The organism is Marivita sp. NO-S04 (assembly GCF_059070475.1).
In genome coordinates this window covers 1,288,185-1,304,773 of sequence record NZ_CM180980.1, presented here as the reverse complement: position 1 = coordinate 1,304,773, position 16,589 = coordinate 1,288,185, and the positions used below count along the sequence as shown (strand labels likewise).

22 protein-coding genes, 1 pseudogene and 1 other annotated feature are annotated in these 16,589 nt (G+C 61.8%); of the genes and pseudogenes, 8 read left to right on the top strand and 15 right to left on the bottom strand.

Translation table 11 applies throughout. The features are described 5' to 3' along the window. Positions 1-197 precede the first annotated feature (197 nt). Positions 198-1,154, top strand: coding sequence for an IS5 family transposase (locus ACK3EW_RS06960; protein ID WP_493809006.1), 957 nt, complete (start codon positions 198-200; stop codon positions 1,152-1,154). Between the two features lie 105 nt (positions 1,155-1,259). Here the strand turns inward: ACK3EW_RS06960 and ACK3EW_RS06955 are convergent. From ACK3EW_RS06955 to ACK3EW_RS06935, 5 genes and pseudogenes are all read right to left on the bottom strand, one after another. Continuing rightward, positions 1,260-1,394, bottom strand: a pseudogene (locus ACK3EW_RS06955) (IS1380 family transposase); the annotation flags it as partial. 33 nt (positions 1,395-1,427) lie between these two features. Continuing rightward, entirely contained in the window at positions 1,428-1,643 is a 216-nt protein-coding gene (locus tag ACK3EW_RS06950) for a hypothetical protein (protein ID WP_493809005.1), read from the bottom strand. A gap of 192 nt (positions 1,644-1,835) precedes the next feature. Then, positions 1,836-2,771 carry a C40 family peptidase gene (locus ACK3EW_RS06945; protein WP_493809004.1) on the bottom strand — a complete coding sequence of 312 codons (936 nt, stop codon included), beginning with the start codon at positions 2,769-2,771 and terminating at the stop codon, positions 1,836-1,838. Between the two features lie 80 nt (positions 2,772-2,851). After that, positions 2,852-3,175: a hypothetical protein gene (locus ACK3EW_RS06940; RefSeq protein WP_493809003.1), complete on the bottom strand. Its 324-nt coding sequence runs from the start codon at positions 3,173-3,175 to the stop codon at positions 2,852-2,854. Between the two features lie 16 nt (positions 3,176-3,191). Continuing rightward, entirely contained in the window at positions 3,192-3,890 is a 699-nt protein-coding gene (locus tag ACK3EW_RS06935; RefSeq protein WP_493809002.1) for a hypothetical protein, read from the bottom strand. A gap of 12 nt (positions 3,891-3,902) precedes the next feature. Between ACK3EW_RS06935 and ACK3EW_RS06930 the strand changes: the two genes are divergently transcribed. After that, positions 3,903-5,137, top strand: a protein-coding gene (locus tag ACK3EW_RS06930) for an IS3 family transposase (protein ID WP_493808251.1) whose coding sequence is annotated in 2 segments (ribosomal slippage) — positions 3,903-4,203 and positions 4,203-5,137 — 1,236 coding nt in all. Because the reading frame shifts where the segments join, the coding sequence is not laid out codon by codon here. Next, positions 4,190-4,306, top strand: a sequence feature (AL1L pseudoknot). Its footprint overlaps the gene before it by 117 nt. Here ACK3EW_RS06930 and ACK3EW_RS06925 read toward each other — a convergent pair. The 8 genes from ACK3EW_RS06925 to ACK3EW_RS06890 form a co-directional block, all read right to left on the bottom strand. Continuing rightward, positions 5,073-5,456, bottom strand: coding sequence for a major capsid protein (locus ACK3EW_RS06925; RefSeq protein ID WP_493809001.1), 384 nt, complete (start codon positions 5,454-5,456; stop codon positions 5,073-5,075). The two genes, ACK3EW_RS06930 and ACK3EW_RS06925, sit on opposite strands and share 65 nt — an antisense overlap. A 179-nt stretch (positions 5,457-5,635) precedes the next feature. Then, positions 5,636-6,007, bottom strand: a complete 372-nt coding sequence (locus ACK3EW_RS06920) for a head decoration protein (RefSeq protein WP_493809000.1) — start codon at positions 6,005-6,007, stop codon at positions 5,636-5,638. A gap of 33 nt (positions 6,008-6,040) precedes the next feature. Further along, positions 6,041-7,393 carry a S49 family peptidase gene (locus tag ACK3EW_RS06915; protein ID WP_493808999.1) on the bottom strand — a complete coding sequence of 451 codons (1,353 nt, stop codon included), beginning with the start codon at positions 7,391-7,393 and terminating at the stop codon, positions 6,041-6,043. Beyond that, entirely contained in the window at positions 7,390-7,650 is a 261-nt protein-coding gene (locus tag ACK3EW_RS06910) for a hypothetical protein (RefSeq protein ID WP_493808998.1), read from the bottom strand. Before ACK3EW_RS06910 ends, ACK3EW_RS06915 begins: the two co-directional genes overlap by 4 nt. Continuing rightward, entirely contained in the window at positions 7,647-9,203 is a 1,557-nt protein-coding gene (locus ACK3EW_RS06905; protein ID WP_493808997.1) for a phage portal protein, read from the bottom strand. Before ACK3EW_RS06905 ends, ACK3EW_RS06910 begins: the two co-directional genes overlap by 4 nt. A 1,206-nt stretch (positions 9,204-10,409) precedes the next feature. Beyond that, positions 10,410-12,464 carry a terminase gpA endonuclease subunit gene (locus ACK3EW_RS06900; RefSeq protein WP_493808996.1) on the bottom strand — a complete coding sequence of 685 codons (2,055 nt, stop codon included), beginning with the start codon at positions 12,462-12,464 and terminating at the stop codon, positions 10,410-10,412. Then, positions 12,370-12,870, bottom strand: a complete 501-nt coding sequence (locus ACK3EW_RS06895) for a hypothetical protein (RefSeq protein WP_493808995.1) — start codon at positions 12,868-12,870, stop codon at positions 12,370-12,372. The genes ACK3EW_RS06900 and ACK3EW_RS06895 overlap by 95 nt, the downstream gene beginning before the upstream one ends. Before the next feature lie 3 nt (positions 12,871-12,873). Then, positions 12,874-13,092 carry a DUF7220 family protein gene (locus ACK3EW_RS06890; RefSeq protein WP_493808994.1) on the bottom strand — a complete coding sequence of 73 codons (219 nt, stop codon included), beginning with the start codon at positions 13,090-13,092 and terminating at the stop codon, positions 12,874-12,876. 98 nt (positions 13,093-13,190) lie between these two features. Here ACK3EW_RS06890 and ACK3EW_RS06885 point away from each other — a divergent pair, with 98 nt between their 5' ends. The 6 genes from ACK3EW_RS06885 (at position 13,191) to ACK3EW_RS06860 (ending at position 15,563) form a co-directional block, all read left to right on the top strand. Further along, complete coding sequence (locus ACK3EW_RS06885) at positions 13,191-13,463, top strand: hypothetical protein (RefSeq protein ID WP_493808993.1); 273 nt, start codon at positions 13,191-13,193, stop codon at positions 13,461-13,463. Positions 13,464-13,557: 94 nt separating this feature from the next. Beyond that, positions 13,558-13,758, top strand: coding sequence for a hypothetical protein (locus tag ACK3EW_RS06880; protein WP_300581589.1), 201 nt, complete (start codon positions 13,558-13,560; stop codon positions 13,756-13,758). A gap of 137 nt (positions 13,759-13,895) precedes the next feature. Continuing rightward, positions 13,896-14,096: a hypothetical protein gene (locus ACK3EW_RS06875; RefSeq protein ID WP_493808992.1), complete on the top strand. Its 201-nt coding sequence runs from the start codon at positions 13,896-13,898 to the stop codon at positions 14,094-14,096. A gap of 83 nt (positions 14,097-14,179) precedes the next feature. Then, positions 14,180-14,401: a hypothetical protein gene (locus tag ACK3EW_RS06870; RefSeq protein WP_493808921.1), complete on the top strand. Its 222-nt coding sequence runs from the start codon at positions 14,180-14,182 to the stop codon at positions 14,399-14,401. Between the two features lie 92 nt (positions 14,402-14,493). Then, the gene (locus ACK3EW_RS06865; RefSeq protein WP_493808991.1) at positions 14,494-14,895 is read left to right on the top strand and encodes a hypothetical protein; all 402 of its coding nucleotides are present in this window, start codon (positions 14,494-14,496) and stop codon (positions 14,893-14,895) included. A gap of 95 nt (positions 14,896-14,990) precedes the next feature. Beyond that, positions 14,991-15,563 (top strand): DUF3489 domain-containing protein, encoded by a 573-nt coding sequence (locus ACK3EW_RS06860; protein WP_493808990.1) that lies wholly within the window; start codon positions 14,991-14,993, stop codon positions 15,561-15,563. Between the two features lie 180 nt (positions 15,564-15,743). On the opposite strand, the gene ACK3EW_RS06855 is transcribed toward ACK3EW_RS06860, so the two are convergent. After that, entirely contained in the window at positions 15,744-16,142 is a 399-nt protein-coding gene (locus ACK3EW_RS06855) for a hypothetical protein (protein ID WP_493808989.1), read from the bottom strand. Between the two features lie 136 nt (positions 16,143-16,278). Continuing rightward, positions 16,279-16,491, bottom strand: a complete 213-nt coding sequence (locus ACK3EW_RS06850) for a hypothetical protein (RefSeq protein WP_493808988.1) — start codon at positions 16,489-16,491, stop codon at positions 16,279-16,281. Between the last annotated feature and the right edge of the window lie 98 nt (positions 16,492-16,589).

Here is a 16,589-nt window from a genome sequence, read left to right as displayed (position 1 = left end):
TTATATACCATGTGCAATTTTACATTAAGCGCTTATTCATAAATGAAAAAATGACTGCGCGATGCAACGCAAACCCTAAAGTTTTTACCTAAAATTTTAGGTACTAAATAAAATACTAAGATTAAGAAACGTCTGAAAAACCTCGCGTGCTGAGCGGTTTGAGATACACTGTGGGGGACGATAATGGAGCCTCGCCGATGCCCAAGCAGCCCGCCTTTCCCGGTCTCCGCCACGCGATGAAGAAGAAGCAGACCCGGCGTGAGAAATTTCTTTCCGAGATGGATGCGGTTGTGCCTTGGCCGGGTATGCTGGCTTTGATCGAGTCGCATTACCCGAAGGTGGGACCGAAGGATGGACGGCCGCCCATGCCGCTAGAGAGGATGCTGCGCATATATTTCCTCCAGAACTGGTATGCGCTCAGCGATCCGATGGCAGAGGAGATGCTGTATGATAGCGACGCCATGCGCCGCTTCGCGGGCATCGAACTCGGCGACGATCGCATCCCCGACGAGACGACGATCCTGAACTTCCGCCACCTGCTGGAAAAGCATCAGCTGATCGAAAAGCTGTTCGTCGAGGTGAACGGTCAACTGGCCGATCACGGGATCACGCTATGCTCGGGCACGCTGGTCGATGCGACGACCATCGACGCGCCATCCTCGACCAAGAACGCAGCCAAGGCGCGCGATCCCGAGATGTCGTCCACGAAGAAGGGCAACGAGTGGTTCTTTGGCATGAAGGCGCATGTCGGCGTCGATGCACAGAGCGGGATCGTGCATAGCCTGGACACCACGACCGCCAAGACACACGATAGCCAGGTCTGGGACGAACTACTGCACGGTGATGAAACGTCGATCTGGGCGGATAAGGGCTATGTCAGCGCTGCGCGGGAGGCCGCGTTCTCCGGGCCCGACACGTTCTGGGGCGTGATGCGCAAGGCGCCGGCAGGCGGCGCGCTGCACCCCATCGACGAAGACATCAATCGGATCATCGCCAAGGTGCGGGCCCGGGTTGAGCATCCGTTTCGGCTCCTCAAGCGACAGTTCGGTTACATCAAGACCCGCTATCGCGGCCTTGCCAAGAACCGCGCCGAGCTCTTCACGCTGTTCGCACCCGGCAACCTGTTCCTCGTCCGCCGGAGACTGATGGCATGAGGTGGAGTCTGCCCGAAATCAGGGGGTGGGCGCCGCAGGGCTGCCAATTCTGGCGCCATCAATGCAAAATCGCGCGCGCCCGCATGATCCACGTCCAATTGCCCCGAAATCGGCGCAGCCGAAGCGGTAAATCAGACGTTCCTTGTCTTCCTTGATGTGCTGCTTGGCGGTGCCTTACTGGTTCTAGAACCGCGCGACCCAGTCGGGTTTCACGGGCATGTTGGTGACAATGAAGCCAACAAGCGTAGCCTTTGAGAATCGAAGGACTTTCGCTCAAGGTTGCAACCATGGCTGCCACCCGCAGAGCCGTGCGCCGATTTCGTTATGGGCAACAATCTGCTTCAAGGTCTCATCTGCCAGGACGTCCGCGCGCGACAGGCGGATTGGTTCCGCCCAATAGCAATTGTCCTGCAAATCCCGCGGATCAATCCCGCATCCAGCGCTCAGCACGGCGGTCAAGATCAGCGCGGTCGGCGTTGCCAACTTCATGACGAGTCTCCTTTGATATCTGCATCGCCCGCACCCTCGCATCCGCCTTCCGTATTGCAAGATCGGCCTCGGCTTGATGGCGACCGTGTCGGATCAGGGCCCAGATCGCAAAACCAACTGCGGCTGCTATCGCACCCAAGAAAGCGATGCGTCGACCTAGCCCAGAGAGCGCCGCGGTGATGAACACACCCATCACGGCGTTTTCCCTGTGCGGTGGTCCTCGATCCGGGCATTTCGCACCTTCACAGCGTAGATGATGACGCCGACGAACACGGCAGCGCCCACCCATGGCAGGGCTGTCGAAAGCCAGCCATCCAGCCCAAGAATGGCAAACACCCGATCCGCCAGTGCCTGGGCGCCTTCTGCCTCGGTAACAGCCGGACCCAACTGCGCGCCGACAGTGCCAATTGCTCCAAGCGTTCCGAGACCGATCTGAGCGTTTGCAGCCGTGACGATCCGACTTTCGCTTGGGACCCCTGCCCCGCGTTCATCCGCAATCGGTTTCGGCAAGGTCGATGCCAGCGCCTCGGTGAGCGCAACATCGATGATGGGTACCAGCGATAGTTGGTTATCATCCCGGAAGGCCAGAATTGCACCTCTTGTGCGCGGCCCCATGATGCCATCGGCAGTCCCGACCTCATGATAGCCGAGCGCGCGCAACCGCTGCTGCACGTCGCGCACCGAGAGGGTCACAGCGGGTGCGACGCTGCCCGCCCGGCGGATGCCGAGGAGCCGGGTCTTTGCATAGCGCTTGATGTTGACCGCATCGGCCTGATTGCCGCCGAGCACCTCGATCGAGGCGGCGGTCTTGCGCACAAAGAAGCCGACATGACCTTGCCAGCCACTCGGGTCGCCACGGGTAAAGACCGCGATGTCGCCTTCCTGTGCGTCTGCCAGATCGACCGGCACGCCCCAATTCAGATAAGATCGGGCGTTGAGCTTGCGGGTGGAGCGCAGGCCGGCGCGTTCGACGCAATGACCGACAAAGGCGGCGCACCAGGCCACGCTGTCATGCTCGACCCAATCCTGGCCTACGGTGGCGTACATCTGCACGATCACCGGATTGTTCTGCGGTCCGGCGCCTTCGGTGGTCCCGATATAGGTTTTGGCAATCTCGTAGGGGGTCATTTCGGTCTCCGATAAAAAAAGCCGCCCCAAAGGACGGCTGTGTGATGTGATGCGTTGGTCGTTGAGCGTGCGCCTCCCCGTCACCGCCTGCGGTCGGGTGCTCCGTCCGAGAAACGGTCGAGGAGGAACTCGTAGAGCCGGTCGATCTTGCCCTCGAGGCCGTCAAAGCGCTTTGCGATGGAGGGCTGGTCGATCTTGGCGATCTCGATCTCCAGGGCGGCGACCCGGGCGCGAATGTCGTGCACGTCGTCGCGGATCATTTCGATGTCGCGCTCGGTGGTGTCCGGCCGGGGCCGGATGGTGTGCCAGAGCTTGATGATGGCGAGCATGGCGCCCGCAACACCGCCAATGCCGATGATGAAGTAAACCAGTGTGGGGATCCCCGCGACCCATTCCTGCGCCATGTGCTGTCCTGTCCTGTTACTGCGGCCCGGAGACATCCGGGTCGAATGCGGGTGGGGTGCTTGGCGCGACCTCGGCCCTCGCCACCGGCGGGGTCGTGGCCTCGCGCGGGTCAGCCCCTGCGCCGCTGCGCGGCTGCTTGAGGTCAAGTACGGTGACAAAGCCACCTGCGCGGCTGAGCGTATGGGTCACGGCCTCGATCCGGTACGCCCCGTCAACGCCCGGCCGGGTGCCCGAGACGATGCAGAGCCCATCGGGGATGGCGGCGGTATTGCCCTCGATCACGACAGAGCCTTCGCCCGCATCGCGCTCGGCTGTCGCCGCATCGCTGTCCGTCTGCTGCGTTGCCTCGGTTGGCCCCGCCAGAGACAGGCGCCCGGAATGGACCGCCCGAACATCCAGCCCTGTGGCCCGCTCCACCACCTGCCAGCCGGTCTTCTCGACATCATACCAGCGCGCCCGGACGCCGCTGAACTGCGGCCGCCCAAGCTGCGGGGCAATGTCCCAGCTGTGCAGGTTGTCACCCCAGGAAGCACGGACGGCCGCGGTGTAGTCGGCGTTGCGCCGGGAGAGAATGACCGTGTCGTCGACGATGCGGAAGTTGGCCCCGATCTCGCGTGCCAAGCGCTCACCCATGGCGGCGAAGCTCTCGTCGCGCATCTCGAAGTAGCTGCGGGACTGAACCGCCCCGGGTTTACCGGAGAGTAAAACACTCAAAGGATGAGCCCTATGACAAAGCAGAGATTCACCCCCGCCTATCCGGCCGAGCTTCGCGAACGCGGTGTTCGGATGTTTCGAGAGAACCGTACCGATTATTCCAGCGATACGGCCGCCTATAAGGCCATCGCGCCGAAGCTTGGCTGTTCGCCGGACAGTCTGCGGGTCTGGTGTCAGCAGGCCGAACGCGATGCCGGGCAGCGGGCCGGTCTGACAAGTGCCGAGAAGGATCGGATCAAGGAACTTGAGCGTGAGGTCCGTGAACTGCGCCAGGCCAACGAGATCCTGAAGAAGGCCAGCGCATATTTCGCAGCGGCGGAGCTCGACCGCCCATTCCGCAAATGATCGCGTTCATTGATGATCACCGTTGTGTCCATGGTGTCGGGCCGATCTGCCGGGTTCTGGGGATCGCACCATCGACTTATTACGCCTTCAAGGCCGTGGAGCGTGATCCGGATCTGGCATCGGACCGGGCCAGGCAGGATCAGCTGGACATGGCTGCGATCAAGCAGGCCTTCGAGGGCAGCCGGGGCCGATATGGCGCGCGCAAGGTCTGGCACCAGCTACGCCGCAGTGGCCATGATATCGCCCGCTGCACGGTGGAGAGGTTGATGCAGGTCATGGGATTACAAGGCGTTGTGCGGGGCAAGAAGGTGATCACCACCAACCCCGATACGGCACAACCTTGCCCGCACGATAAGGTAAACCGAGCCTTCGTGGCGGACATGCCAAACCAGCTTTGGGTCAGCGACTTCACCTATGTTTCCAGCTGGCAAGGAATGGTCTACGTGGCTTTCATCATCGACGTCTTCGCCCGCAAGATCGTTGGCTGGCGGGTCTCGACCTCGATGACGACTGGTTTCGTCTTGGATGCCCTGAACCAGGCCATCTGCCAGAGGGCGCCGTCTGAGGCTGACAAATTGATCCATCACAGTGATCGTGGCAGCCAATACCTGTCGATCCGATACACCGAGCGGCTCGCAGAGGCCGGCATCGATACCTCGGTCGGAAGCGTCGGCGATTCCTATGATAATGCCCTCGCCGAAAGCATCATCGGCCTGTTCAAGACCGAGGTCATCAAGTTCCTCGGCCCCTGGAAGTCGGTCGGTCAGGTCGAATGGGAAACTCTGAAATGGGTCGACTGGTATAACAACACCCGCCTTCACAGCGCCGTCGGTTACATCACGCCACAAGAAGCAGAGGAGGCATTCTACGCAAGCTTGAACGCTGACGAAAAAGCAGCCTAACTATTGAACCAGAAACTCTCCGGTAAACCCGGGGCGGTTCATCCTGACCAAAGGCGCGCACCTGCTGGACCTCGTCGGCATAGATGGCATCGTCCACCTGGAAGTGGGGCACTTTCAGCATGCGCATGGCGCGCTTTGATTTGTCGAAGGTCTGACCGGGACCGCCCCTTGGGCTGGCGGAGACCAGCATGCGGTTCTGTTCCTTGTCCTTCTCGATGGCGATATCCAGCGTGTCGATGCTGGTGGTCTGGAACAGCCCCATCTGTCCGATGCGGGACGGAGTGTACTTGATCTCACGAAGCGCGTCCGTGAGGCGCATGACGCTGAAGGCGTCTTAACTGAAGATGTTGAGGATCGACATGGGGGGTCCTTTGTTGCGTCGACACGCCGGTGGATTGGGCACGCGGGAACGGCTCGCAGCCTGTGGCGGCAGGGGATCAGATTTGAACTGTGAGGAACTCGGGGCTGGCGTTAGCCTATGGCGACAGTCATCCGCGCTCAGCGCAGGATGATGCCGACCGAGGCGAGGTCAGCTTGGGCAGCAGCCTTTTCGGCGGCCTGATCACGGTCGGGGTGCCAAGTCAGGATTTTACCGTTCACCTCGGCATCCCGAGTGATGGCGGCAATCGCAACATCACGTGTGGTGGCATCACAGCCATAGAGCGCGATGGCGACGGCCGTCTGACTACCATCGGTGGCGCCGACCGCGCTGGCGAGGTATTTGCCGCTTGCCGTGATTTTGCCCAGCACCGTGCCCGGGGCGATAACGCCCGCGCCACTTGCGATGGTGATGCTATCCCGCGAGCGCTGGCCATTGGCCTCGGTCATCAGGAATTCGCCGGGATGCCGGCCTTCAGTCAGAACTGTCATGAGGGGATGTCCTTGGATTGCATGGAGTGCATGTCAGCCGAACCGCGCATTGGCATTGGTGACGGCTTTGGCCCAGCCGGCGATGCTGCGTTCGGCGCGATTGTGGTGATCCGCTGGGGTTTCGGCTCCTAGTTCGGTTTCTTGCGCCGCCCTTTCCGCAATCGTTGTGGCGACCGATGCCTTGGGTGACGCCGTCAGAACTTTCGCTGCATCTTCCGCCGTCATCTCGGTCTCGAGTGCAAGCACCAGCGCCTGGGCCTCTCGACCTTCACTTTCTGGGGCCGTCAGGATGGATTTGATCCGCGCTGTGGCCTCGGCCTTGCCGGCGGTGACACCAGCGGCATGGGCTTCCGTCCGGGCCACATCGACAGCAGCCTGCAGATCAGCGGGGCTGAAGGCCGAGGCTTCGCCCTGTGGCGCCTCGGTTTGGATGATTTTGGTCATGGGTCCTCCCTTTCTCTGGGGGCTTGCCCCGGAGGGCGGTTGCGCAAAGGTGGCGATCACCTCGTCCAGGCTCGCCACACGGTCGGCGAGGCGTTGGGCAATGGCATCGGTGCCGAGATAGGTGCGGGCTTCCGTCGCCCGGATCGCGTCGGCGCTGATCTGGCCTGCACGCCCTTCGGCCACGAGACCGACGAATTGGTCGTAGATCTTCATGACCTCCGCCTGCAGGTCCGCGCGCACGGCGTCCGACAGCGGTCCAAACGGATGGCCATCCACCTTGTGCGCGCCCGCGTGAATGAGCGTCGGCTTGACGCCGCGGTCCTCAAGTTCCCCCGAGCGATCAAAATGGGTCAGCACCACGCCGATCGATCCGACCATTGAGGTCGGCGAGACGACGATCTCACTGGCCGCGCTGGCAATGCCATAGGCGGCGGAGGCCGCGACATCATTGACGAAGGCCACGACCGGTTTGGTCTGGTTGATCGCGCTCACCAGTCTGGCTGTCGCAAACATCCCCGTCGCCTCACCGCCGGGGCTGTCGATGTCGAGCAGGATCACCCGAACTTCCGGGTCAGCTCGCGCCTCCCTCAGCTGCGCCGCAATGCCCTCGTAAGACACGAGCCCCGAACTGGCCCCGATCCACGCGCCGCGGTTCACCAGGCTGCCCACGATCGGCAGGATCGCCACGCCGTTTTCCACGCGCATGGACCCCACGCTGCCATTGTCGCGGCGGTATGTGCCAACGAAGCGGTTCGACTGTGGGTCTGGCGCCGCCAAAGGCGCGATGCCGATCCGCCCCTGCAGCACATGCAGGATCAGATCGACCTTGTCCGGATGCAGCAGCAGCGGCCGGTTCAGAACCCGGCTCGCGATCTGGGCAAGCGACGGTCCCGCGCTCCGTTGAAGATCAGGCTCCAACATATCCCCTGGAAGATCGCTCATCGCATCCCTCCTGTTCCCAGCGCAAACCGCATCGGCCGAAGGCTCTGGTGTCGGGCACACTCCTGTTCAAAACCCCGAATGACCGCCAGGAGCCGGTCGGGATGCGCACTGTGATACCGCACCGAGCGTTCCACCCCGTTCGATCCCGCCCGAAACCGCACCTCCATGGCGCCTTCACCCGCAACAAGCTGGACATAGACCTGCCGCAAGCTGGCCGCCGCCGCGCAGGGGTCAGCCTCATCAATGTCGATCGTCATGTCTCAGTCTCATCATCTGTGTCGTCTGGCGCGCCCGGACCACCGCCCTGCGCCCCCATCATCTGCGGCTCCGGCAGACCGTATTCGGCCCGCAAGGCCCGTTCCTGCGCCAGCTGCTGGTAAACATCGTCCACATCGGCCCCGAGATCGGTGCAGATCATCGCATCCGACATCACGCCGAGCCGCTTCCAGACATCATGCGCCTTGGCTTTCTTCAGATCATCCGCCTGCGGCCTCGGATCGCCGCGCCACTCCGCCCGGCACGCCGCCGTGCGGTTGGCCATGAACCCTGCAACACCCCCCGGAAACGGCACGCCGCCCGCTTCGATCTCTTCCTCGAGCCAGGCCTCGTAGATCGGCTGGCAGAATGGCGCCATGATGTTGCGCCGGCGCGCCTTCGTGATCGCGAAGATCTCCGTCGTCGCCGCCTGCAGCGAGGAATAGGTCGCCCCCACATTGTCGCCCGTGGCGCTTTCATAGGTCAGCCCAAGGCACCGCGCGAGTTCCCGCAGCAGATGCATCGAGAAGGCGGCGTATTCCGAAGACGGCTGGTTGGCCGTGTGGAACTTAAGCTCCTGACCCGGGAACAGATGTGCCAGCCGGCCATTGATCCCGACATCCAGCGTGCTGTCGTCATAGTACCCCGCCACCATCTCGATATACGCCTCCATCGGCGACACACCCTGCGCCAGCATCTGCGCCTGCTCCTGCGGCGTCAGCAGACCCGCCAGCACCTGCTCGGTCGGCTCGTCCGAGGTGATCGTCACCGCAAAGAGCGTCTGTACGATCGCCGCCATCAGCGTGGCATCCGCCAACTGGTCGAACTGCCGCGCCACCTGCAGCGCTGGAACCAGCGGCGAGATGCCCCGATGCGTACCCGGCGCACCCTCGAAGACATGGATCACCCGCGGGCGTCCCGCCCGGTCCCGCGCCCGCACGTCATATTCCACATCATGACGAAACAGGTCCTTGCGGATCGCCCGATAGCCCACCGGCATGCCGTCAGCATCCGTGTAGACCCCGTTGATCAGCCGTCGCAGGCTTTCGGTCTTGCGCGACAGCCGCTGCGGCGGCAGCAGGCGTACTTTCGTGCCGTAGCGGTTCCATGGGCGTTTGCGCCAGGGCAGTTCCGCGAGGATTTCCCCGGTCACCAACCAGGACCGAAACGCCGCCGCCTGCATCTGGCCGAACGTGCGCAGGCCCTGAATATCGCATTCCTGAGCACTCCGGGCCCAGAGCTCGAACCGCCGCTCCACCGTCTTCGCCCAATCGGACGCCTCCGCAGGCGTCATGCCGAAGGTCTCGTTTTCCGGCAGGGCCTTCAGCTGCAGCCCCATACCCACGGTATTGGCCACACATTGCTCCATGGCGCCGGCCAGCCAGCCGCTGTTGTGCAGCAGGTCCTTGACCCGGGCTGCCGCATCATCCCAGGCCTCGCCGATATCGTCCTGCGCCTCCCGAAGCGCAGGCTTCCACCCTGCAAAGGTTACACCCCGGCCGCCGCGCATGTATTTGCCCGAGGGGCGGGACGGAGAGGTGGGGCCTTGTGGCACGGCTAGCGGTATCGCCTCTGCAAGGAGAGATTTGAGCCTTTGAATCATGAGCAATTGACCTTATCGGAATACTGCGGCTGGCCTGCACCTGTTCTGCTCCAGCCGCCCGCCGCTGCCTCCGCTTTCCAGATGCGTTGATGGCAGCGGCTTCAACACAGTTTTTCTTGTATTTCCGGATGTTCGATTTTTTAATGCTTTGGCAGCCTCAGATTTTTGCGATGAGATGCTGCATATGCTGCACGTCGGGTGTTCCCAGCACACGACAGAAAGCATGGGCAGCGCCCTCAAATGCTCTCCAAGTTGGTTTCGTTGAAACAGACAGAGGGCGCTGCCTCCACATTCGCTCTGACAACGCCGCTGATGGAAGCGATGCAAAAAAATTAATTTCTTCTTGTGTTTGATTGAATTCATTTTTTAACTGCATTGCGCAGCCTTGGGTCTCAGCAGTCAGAGGCTGCGTATGCCTGTGGCGATGCACACCCCGGAAAACCGTGCGTCGCTTGAGGCATCGGCGGCGCTCTCGCCCCAACTGTGACTGTTCCGTCACGCCCCCTTGAGAGTGCCGCCTTTACCTATTCGTCAGGATTGCTATGGCGCGTTTGCCGAAAATTGAGGTCATTGCGACATGATGGGCACTTGCACGCCTGTGGTCATAAACCTCTAAATACAGGGCGATCTTTTGCCTCGTGACAAAAGACCGTGTGTACGATCAGTCACCGCGATCCACGGACATCGTCGCTGATTGAAAGTACAGGCAGCGTCCCGAACCATCTTATCAATGGTCTTTGCCACCACTTGGGACGCTGCCACCCTCTTCCACGTGATCCGAGTGCAGATTTGCAAAAATGTCCTGCAGCCTTACATTCTACCGCATGCTGACGCGCGATTATCCGCGCGCGCAGTGCGCTGCCACCACCACTTTCTTGGGCGATATGTGGAATGGTGGCAGCGCATCCAGACGCACAAAATACTTGTCCTTTGATGTTTTTTCCCGCTCTAAACCTTCCCGCAGCGGGGGATTCGTGACGTAACCGAGCTGCATCCGCCCCGGTTGCTGTGAAGTTCGAAGGCACGCGCATCAACAGGGGTAACGGCAGCGCCCTCCTTTCAGTCGTTCGCTCACCTCGTTGGAGGGCGCTGCCATCTTGCGCGGTGGCCTGCCGCGCTGCGCTCTGTGCACCGGCTTCTCTTGAGCCGGTTCTGGCGCTATCTGTTTAACCTGCTGCCGTGGCGCGCAAATCGCGCCCGCAGCGCGCCGCCGCCTCCGCGGACTGCGGTACCACGCGATGTTGGCGGCGGCGTTTCGGGACCTTTGCCCTCAACCTGCGTTCCGTCATGTCCCTCCGGCACCGCCGCCTCGCGCTTCGGGGCCCGCTCAACGCCCTCCGGGATGCGCTGCACATTCATCGTGTAGCCGATCGCGGCACAGAGCGCCTCGCAGTCGAGATAGTGGTTATGCCGCGAGCGTTTCACCCAGACCGGCTTGCCCTCAATCACCACCCGGGCCTCCGAGGTCAGCTGCTTGCAATACTCCTCCGTGATCGCCTCATGCACATGAAACGCCCCCGGCTGATCCGCCGGCGTGCGGATGCGCGACATCACCAGCGACTTGAAGAAGTCGGTCGACAGCGTCACCAGATCGATCGAATAGAGCGCCTTTTTTCCGTCCGGCTTCACCTCGATCTTCGAGACCCGGTAGGGCGGGCTCTGCTGATCCCGCCCCTTGGTGGGCGAACAGAGCCAGCTATAGCGGCGGCAGAACTCGTAGACCTTGTGCTCATTGCCCAGCTCCGGCTTGTCCGGCCGGAAGCCTGAATCGATGAACACCTTCTCGATCTGCAGCCCACCCACCTGTGTCAGCATCAGATCGGCCAGGGCCGACCAGACGTCATCGTCCTCCGTCGGACCGTAGAGCTCGCCATTGTCGATCAGCCAGGATGTTCCCCGCGCGCCAAAGGCCCGGATCACATAGACGAGGCTGAACTTCTGCACATCCACACCCATCACCAGCCGCAGCCCACCCGCGGGCACATCCCCGGGCCGGTAGGGCTGGCGTCGCTCCAGGATCTCCTGCCAGTCCGGCACATCCCCCGAGGCGGTCATGGCATGGCATTCGCCAAAGCCTGCGTTCATCGCCGTCTGGATGCGGCCATGATCGCCGGACTGCAGCGCCGTGAGATAGGTCTCCGCCCGTTGGCCCCAGGTCACGAAGGGCGAGCAGAGCCCGGAGGTCCACATCGACAGCGTGGCGCTGTCGGCCGGCGCGCCCGTGACATGCGCTGCGTCGTCCTTGAGCGCCACCTGCTGACCGGGTGCGACCATCGCGCCCCGGGCATTCATCCAGACCTTGTCGGTCTCCACGTGCTGCGCGCCGCAGCGCGGACATTCCAGCGTTGCGGCCTGCTTGGCCTGTGCGGGGCTGGCCGTCTTCGGCCAGCGCAGCTGCTTGAAGCGCGGGATGAAGTAGTCCGCGCAGGACCGGCAGGGCCAGGCCCAATGGTGCCGCGTGCCCTCCTGCCAGAGCTTCCAGATCGGGCTTTCCAGATCCTCCGGGCTGGACCGCGCCCAGAACTCCAGACCGCTGGCATCATCCGGTTCGATCTCCACAAGGCCGCGCGCCGGTGTGCTGGTGATCGCGGTGACAAAATCGGCGTAGGTCTCGCCCCGCGCTTCCACCAGACCCAGCACATCCCCTTGGCCTTTCACATTGGCCATCATCTCGTCGTATTCATCGATCAGCGCCAGCGCCGCCGGGTCCGACTTCAGCGCCGTGGACGAGCCCGCATGCGCAAGGCGCAGCCGCACACCGGCCACATGCTTCAGCGTCTTCTTCATCCGCCGGCCGCGCACCACCTTGCCCGCCAGCGTCTCCGCCTCGTCCAGCAGCGCCATCAGCCGTGGCTCGAACTGGTCGGTCAGGAACTCTTTCGTCGGCCCGACATACAAGATCGGTGCCGGCTTCTGATCGAGCCGCGCCCCGATGATGTCCAGCATGCTGTCGGTCTTGCCCGACTGCGCCGAGGTCACCGCCACCACCCGGCGGTAGCCGCCGCGATGCACCGCCGAGGACCAAGGGATCATGTAGGGCGTCAGTCCCGGGTCCCGCGGTCCGGGAATACCCGCCGTCTCGGGATACACCCGGTGGGCTGCCGCCCAGGCTGCAGGGTCACGCTTCTCGCTCGGCCTCCAGATCAGGCCGGCCAGTCTCCAGAGACCGCGCCGCTTCTTCTGCGCGTCTCGATAATCGATCGAATGCGCCATCGATTTCCTGCTCAAGCTTGCGGCGGTCCTGCATGTCCCGGATAAAGCGGGCAGGCAGACCCTGGAACTCCGCCCGCACCAGCGCCGCCATCTCGCTCACAACCGCCCGCGCGTCCTCCAACGGGATCAAGTCCCGCATGCGTTCCTGAATGCGCAACTCGATCTCGCGGGTGCGGGCTTCCGTCGCCCGGCTTGCAGCCGCGGTTTTGCTGTTTTTCGACTGCAGGTCTTCGTAATAGGCGATCACACCCCGGATCACCGCAACCAGCGCGTATTCATTCTTGCCCTGTTTCTGCACAAACCCGGCCTTGGCCAGTTGATGCACCCATTGTGTGCTGCGTCCACACAGAGCCGCCACCTGGTTGACCGTCAGCGTATTGGTCCCTCTCTGCGTCCCGTCGGACATGTCTCACCTCTTCGATGTCAGCCGGTCAAACACGCGCCGCAGCGCATAACCCCGCAGCACCGAGACGCCGGTGAAAATCAGGCCAAGCCAGAGGTTTTCCAGGATGCCGACCTGCAGGCCAAAATGTGGGAACACCGCAAACTGCGTGGCAACAGCCAGCACATACCCCACCACCGTGTTGGTGATCGCCTCGATCAATGACAGACGTTTTGATTGCGCCATGGGCACCCCATAAAGCAATGGAATTGCTCGGAATTCAGTGGATAAGCACCGCTGAACGATCAATCCTGTGGACCGAAAAAGGAACCAGGAGGTTTACCATGCCCATGCTTGGCATCAGCGGCGCAAACGTCAGCCTGCACATCATTCAATTCCCGTCCAGTCGCTTTGGCTATGTCGGGTCGATCCCTACAGACATCTGCGAACAGGTCCCCGCAGACCGCGCTGCCATCCTCGGCCAGCGGGCATTCAGCGACCCTGAAACAAACGAGCCCATGATGTGGAAAGCCCCCAGCTTCGAGACAGTGGAGGCGGCCATCGCCCATGCGAAAGCCCGCGGCCACAGCCCGATGTGGAAAAACGAGGCGCAGTAAAGGGACCTCCGGGTCCACCGACAGCCCGGCTCGTCCGGGCTCGCGGTGATAGAAGGCCTCGGCACCGCGGGCCCAGCGACAAGGAGACACGAACATGACCCCCAAACACCCGAACGTCACAGTCGTGCTGACCGGCCAGAACGGAAACGCCTTTGTCATCCTTGGCCTTTGCAAGCAAGCCGCTCAGGAATACGGGCTCGAAAAGACCGAGGTCGACGCCTTCATCGAGGAGGCCACATCGGGCGATTACGACCACCTGCTGCAAACCGCAATCCACTGGTTTGACGTCCAATAAATGAACAGATCAGCATCAAAAAGAGCAATCTAATGACGCTGATTTTCCTACGCTTTCTTCCAATTTTAAGCGATTCTACCTCCTGACAGCCAAACCGGGCACCCGCCCAACACGGCACACGAACAGGAGGAGCAGACATGGCCCACACACTTTCCGCGACCTGCCTCGCGATTGCCCTCGCCGACGCGCACGGCACGCTGACCTTGACAGAGCGCACCGACCGCTGGGGCGGCACCTTTATCGCCATCGGCGACGCGCAGGGCACCATCGAGATCGCCGACAACACGGAGGCCGCAAACAAGCGGGTCACCGATCTGCGGGACCGCGCTGCAGCCTAACACACCCCAACAGCCCGGGACCTCCGGGCTCAAGGAGTGAGACACGCCGCAACCCGCGCGGCAGCCACACAGGAGACACCGACATGCAAGTCACCATCCGCTTTGCAAACCCGCGCACGGCACACGACAGCATCGAGCGTGCCCTTGGCAGCATCCTTCTGGAGACCGAAGCCAAGACCGCTAACCGCTTGATCGGGGGCTTTTACTTCGACACCGAACGCACCCCGCAGGACATCTTTGACGACTTCGCGACAGACGGGTTCGAGAAAGAGGACTTCGCCAGCATCGAGTTTGCATGGTCCTAATCGCGCAGCCTGCCCCCCCTGCCCGGCTGGTCCGGGCTTGCGGCGGTAGAAGGCCGCGCTGTCGCGCGTGCCATAAACAAGGGATCACCCAAATGACCAACCGCACCATTCTGCCCAGCCAGAACACCGCCTACGGGTTTTACGGCACCGTCACGACCTGCCCGCTGCGCGATTGCACCAGCGACACCCTCTGGACACTTGCCAGCACCCTGATCGCCGAGGCGATCAACGCCCAAGGCGAGGCCGAGACGATCGGCATCCGCGACTTCCTCGACAGCAAGATGGGACGTCACTTCGCCGATGAGGTCATCGACGCCCTGCGCTCTGGCGAGACCAACACCAAGTCGGCCCTCAAGACCACGATCGACAAATGGCAGCGCCGCGGCATCTCCGCCCAGACCGAGGCCAGCCACGGCATCCCCGAAGGCCTGCCCCATCTCGATGGCTGGGTCACCCATTACGCCATTCTGGCAGAAACAGACAACGCCTCCTGATCGGAGGGCATCACAAACAGCAGGCCCGCCTTTCTGGCGGGCTTCACCCGGTAGAAGCCGCCGCACATTGCGGGGGCCAAAACCGGAGGTCCATCATGACCACATTGACCGACACACAATCCATCATTCTCAGCGCAGCCGCCCAACGGGCGGACCACATCGCCCTGCCCTTGCCCACCAACCTGCGTGGCGGTGCCGCCACCAAGGTGGTTGGCACGATGCTCGCCAAAGGCCTGCTTGAAGAGGTCGATGCAGACTTGCGCAAGCGCGAGCTTATCTGGCGCGAGACCGGCGATGGTCACGGCGTCACACTGGTCGCAACCGCAGCAGGGCTAGACGCCATCGGGATTGAGCACGAAGCAGGACCCGCAAACGCCGCAGCTCTGGACGCAACAAACGTGCAGACCGATGAACCTGCGGGGCAGGCTTCGGTGACGGTGGCAGCACCCACATCGCGTGCGCCGCGTGAGGGCACAAAACAAGCAGCCCTCATCGACATGCTGTCCAGACCGGAGGGAGCCACGCTTGACGAGTTGGCAACTGCCCTCGAATGGGCACCCCACACCTGCCGAGGGGCCATGTCCGGCGCCCTCAAGAAACGTCTCGGGCTCGTCATCACATCGCAAAAAGATATACAACGAGGCCGAATTTATCGAATTAAAAAATAAATATAGTCAAGAAGTCCGAATAAACCACAAGATATGGAAGGGCGGCCTTGCAGAATCTCAGCGATTTAATCTCCATATCAGCGAGGTTTCGCCTGTTTTTGAGCCTCAACGGTAAGAGTGGCTCCACCGGTCGGCTCTTACCGCCTCACACTTGGGCCAGCCTTGTGCTGGCCCCTTTTTTCACTTCAACGCGGCACGGATTTGCGCCTGATTGATCCCGAACTGACGCGACAGCGCGCCGGGCTTCACACCCGCCTTGATTGACGCGCGGATCAGGCTCACCTGCGAGCGCGTCAGCCCTTCCACGTCCGGAAGCTCCGAATACGCCCGAGCGGCTTGGGCCGGTTCAGATGCTGCCACCTTTTCCGGCTCACTGACGTGACCACGGCGCGCCTGTTCCCTCATGACCGCAGCTGACAGCGTCGCCAATTCGCCATCCGTCAGATGTTTGAGCGCGACATCAAGATCATGCGGCAACAGCCGCCGGCGAGGATCACGCTTTGGCGCGTCCCGCTGATCTGTTCGCGACCAAAGATCGCCCTGCTGGTCCGCGTTCGATGACATGAACCAAATATACATCGGTTCGATCGACCGGCGATTGCTACGACGCCAAGCTACGGTTCGCTTTCAAACGGGCCTGTCCATGCACCAACTGCACGAAGCAGAAATTCAAAAGGTTATCGCGGCCCACTGGATTTCAACTCAAGCAATAGTCTCAATCCTCGGCATCATCTTCCGGTTTGGCGTCTCGCGCAGTGGCAGGATAAGCAGTGAAAAACTCTTGTCTTTCGTATTCCTTCCGCTCAGCCTCAATCTCGTTTTTACGTTCGGAGATATCGGCCACAAAAAACATTACCGGTATCATCCCCACAAACAAAAGGATTGCGAGCACAACGTCATTCATTCTCATCCCCCCAAAAAGTTTCATCACCGCGTCCTGTTCAAGACACGCGGCTGAACATCGGCAAAGTCACAAGCACCTTGATCATTTGCAGGTGCTCCGTCTGCGGCCTTCCATCCTGCTGG

Bases quoted from the DNA above. Each gene is read 5' to 3' on its own strand.
- ACK3EW_RS06960 (WP_493809006.1), top strand. From the start codon at position 198: ATGCCCAAGCAGCCCGCCTTTCCCGGTCTCCGCCACGCGATGAAGAAG.
- ACK3EW_RS06950 (WP_493809005.1), bottom strand. From the start codon at position 1,643: ATGAAGTTGGCAACGCCGACCGCGCTGATCTTGACCGCCGTGCTGAGC.
- ACK3EW_RS06945 (WP_493809004.1), bottom strand. From the start codon at position 2,771: ATGACCCCCTACGAGATTGCCAAAACCTATATCGGGACCACCGAAGGC.
- ACK3EW_RS06940 (WP_493809003.1), bottom strand. From the start codon at position 3,175: ATGGCGCAGGAATGGGTCGCGGGGATCCCCACACTGGTTTACTTCATC.
- ACK3EW_RS06925 (WP_493809001.1), bottom strand. From the start codon at position 5,456: ATGCGCCTCACGGACGCGCTTCGTGAGATCAAGTACACTCCGTCCCGC.
- ACK3EW_RS06920 (WP_493809000.1), bottom strand. From the start codon at position 6,007: ATGACAGTTCTGACTGAAGGCCGGCATCCCGGCGAATTCCTGATGACC.
- ACK3EW_RS06915 (WP_493808999.1), bottom strand. From the start codon at position 7,393: ATGAGCGATCTTCCAGGGGATATGTTGGAGCCTGATCTTCAACGGAGC.
- ACK3EW_RS06910 (WP_493808998.1), bottom strand. From the start codon at position 7,650: ATGACGATCGACATTGATGAGGCTGACCCCTGCGCGGCGGCGGCCAGC.
- ACK3EW_RS06900 (WP_493808996.1), bottom strand. From the start codon at position 12,464: ATGGCGCATTCGATCGATTATCGAGACGCGCAGAAGAAGCGGCGCGGT.
- ACK3EW_RS06895 (WP_493808995.1), bottom strand. From the start codon at position 12,870: ATGTCCGACGGGACGCAGAGAGGGACCAATACGCTGACGGTCAACCAG.
- ACK3EW_RS06890 (WP_493808994.1), bottom strand. From the start codon at position 13,092: ATGGCGCAATCAAAACGTCTGTCATTGATCGAGGCGATCACCAACACG.
- ACK3EW_RS06885 (WP_493808993.1), top strand. From the start codon at position 13,191: ATGCCCATGCTTGGCATCAGCGGCGCAAACGTCAGCCTGCACATCATT.
- ACK3EW_RS06880 (WP_300581589.1), top strand. From the start codon at position 13,558: ATGACCCCCAAACACCCGAACGTCACAGTCGTGCTGACCGGCCAGAAC.
- ACK3EW_RS06875 (WP_493808992.1), top strand. From the start codon at position 13,896: ATGGCCCACACACTTTCCGCGACCTGCCTCGCGATTGCCCTCGCCGAC.
- ACK3EW_RS06870 (WP_493808921.1), top strand. From the start codon at position 14,180: ATGCAAGTCACCATCCGCTTTGCAAACCCGCGCACGGCACACGACAGC.
- ACK3EW_RS06865 (WP_493808991.1), top strand. From the start codon at position 14,494: ATGACCAACCGCACCATTCTGCCCAGCCAGAACACCGCCTACGGGTTT.
- ACK3EW_RS06860 (WP_493808990.1), top strand. From the start codon at position 14,991: ATGACCACATTGACCGACACACAATCCATCATTCTCAGCGCAGCCGCC.
- ACK3EW_RS06855 (WP_493808989.1), bottom strand. From the start codon at position 16,142: ATGTATATTTGGTTCATGTCATCGAACGCGGACCAGCAGGGCGATCTT.
- ACK3EW_RS06850 (WP_493808988.1), bottom strand. From the start codon at position 16,491: ATGAAACTTTTTGGGGGGATGAGAATGAATGACGTTGTGCTCGCAATC.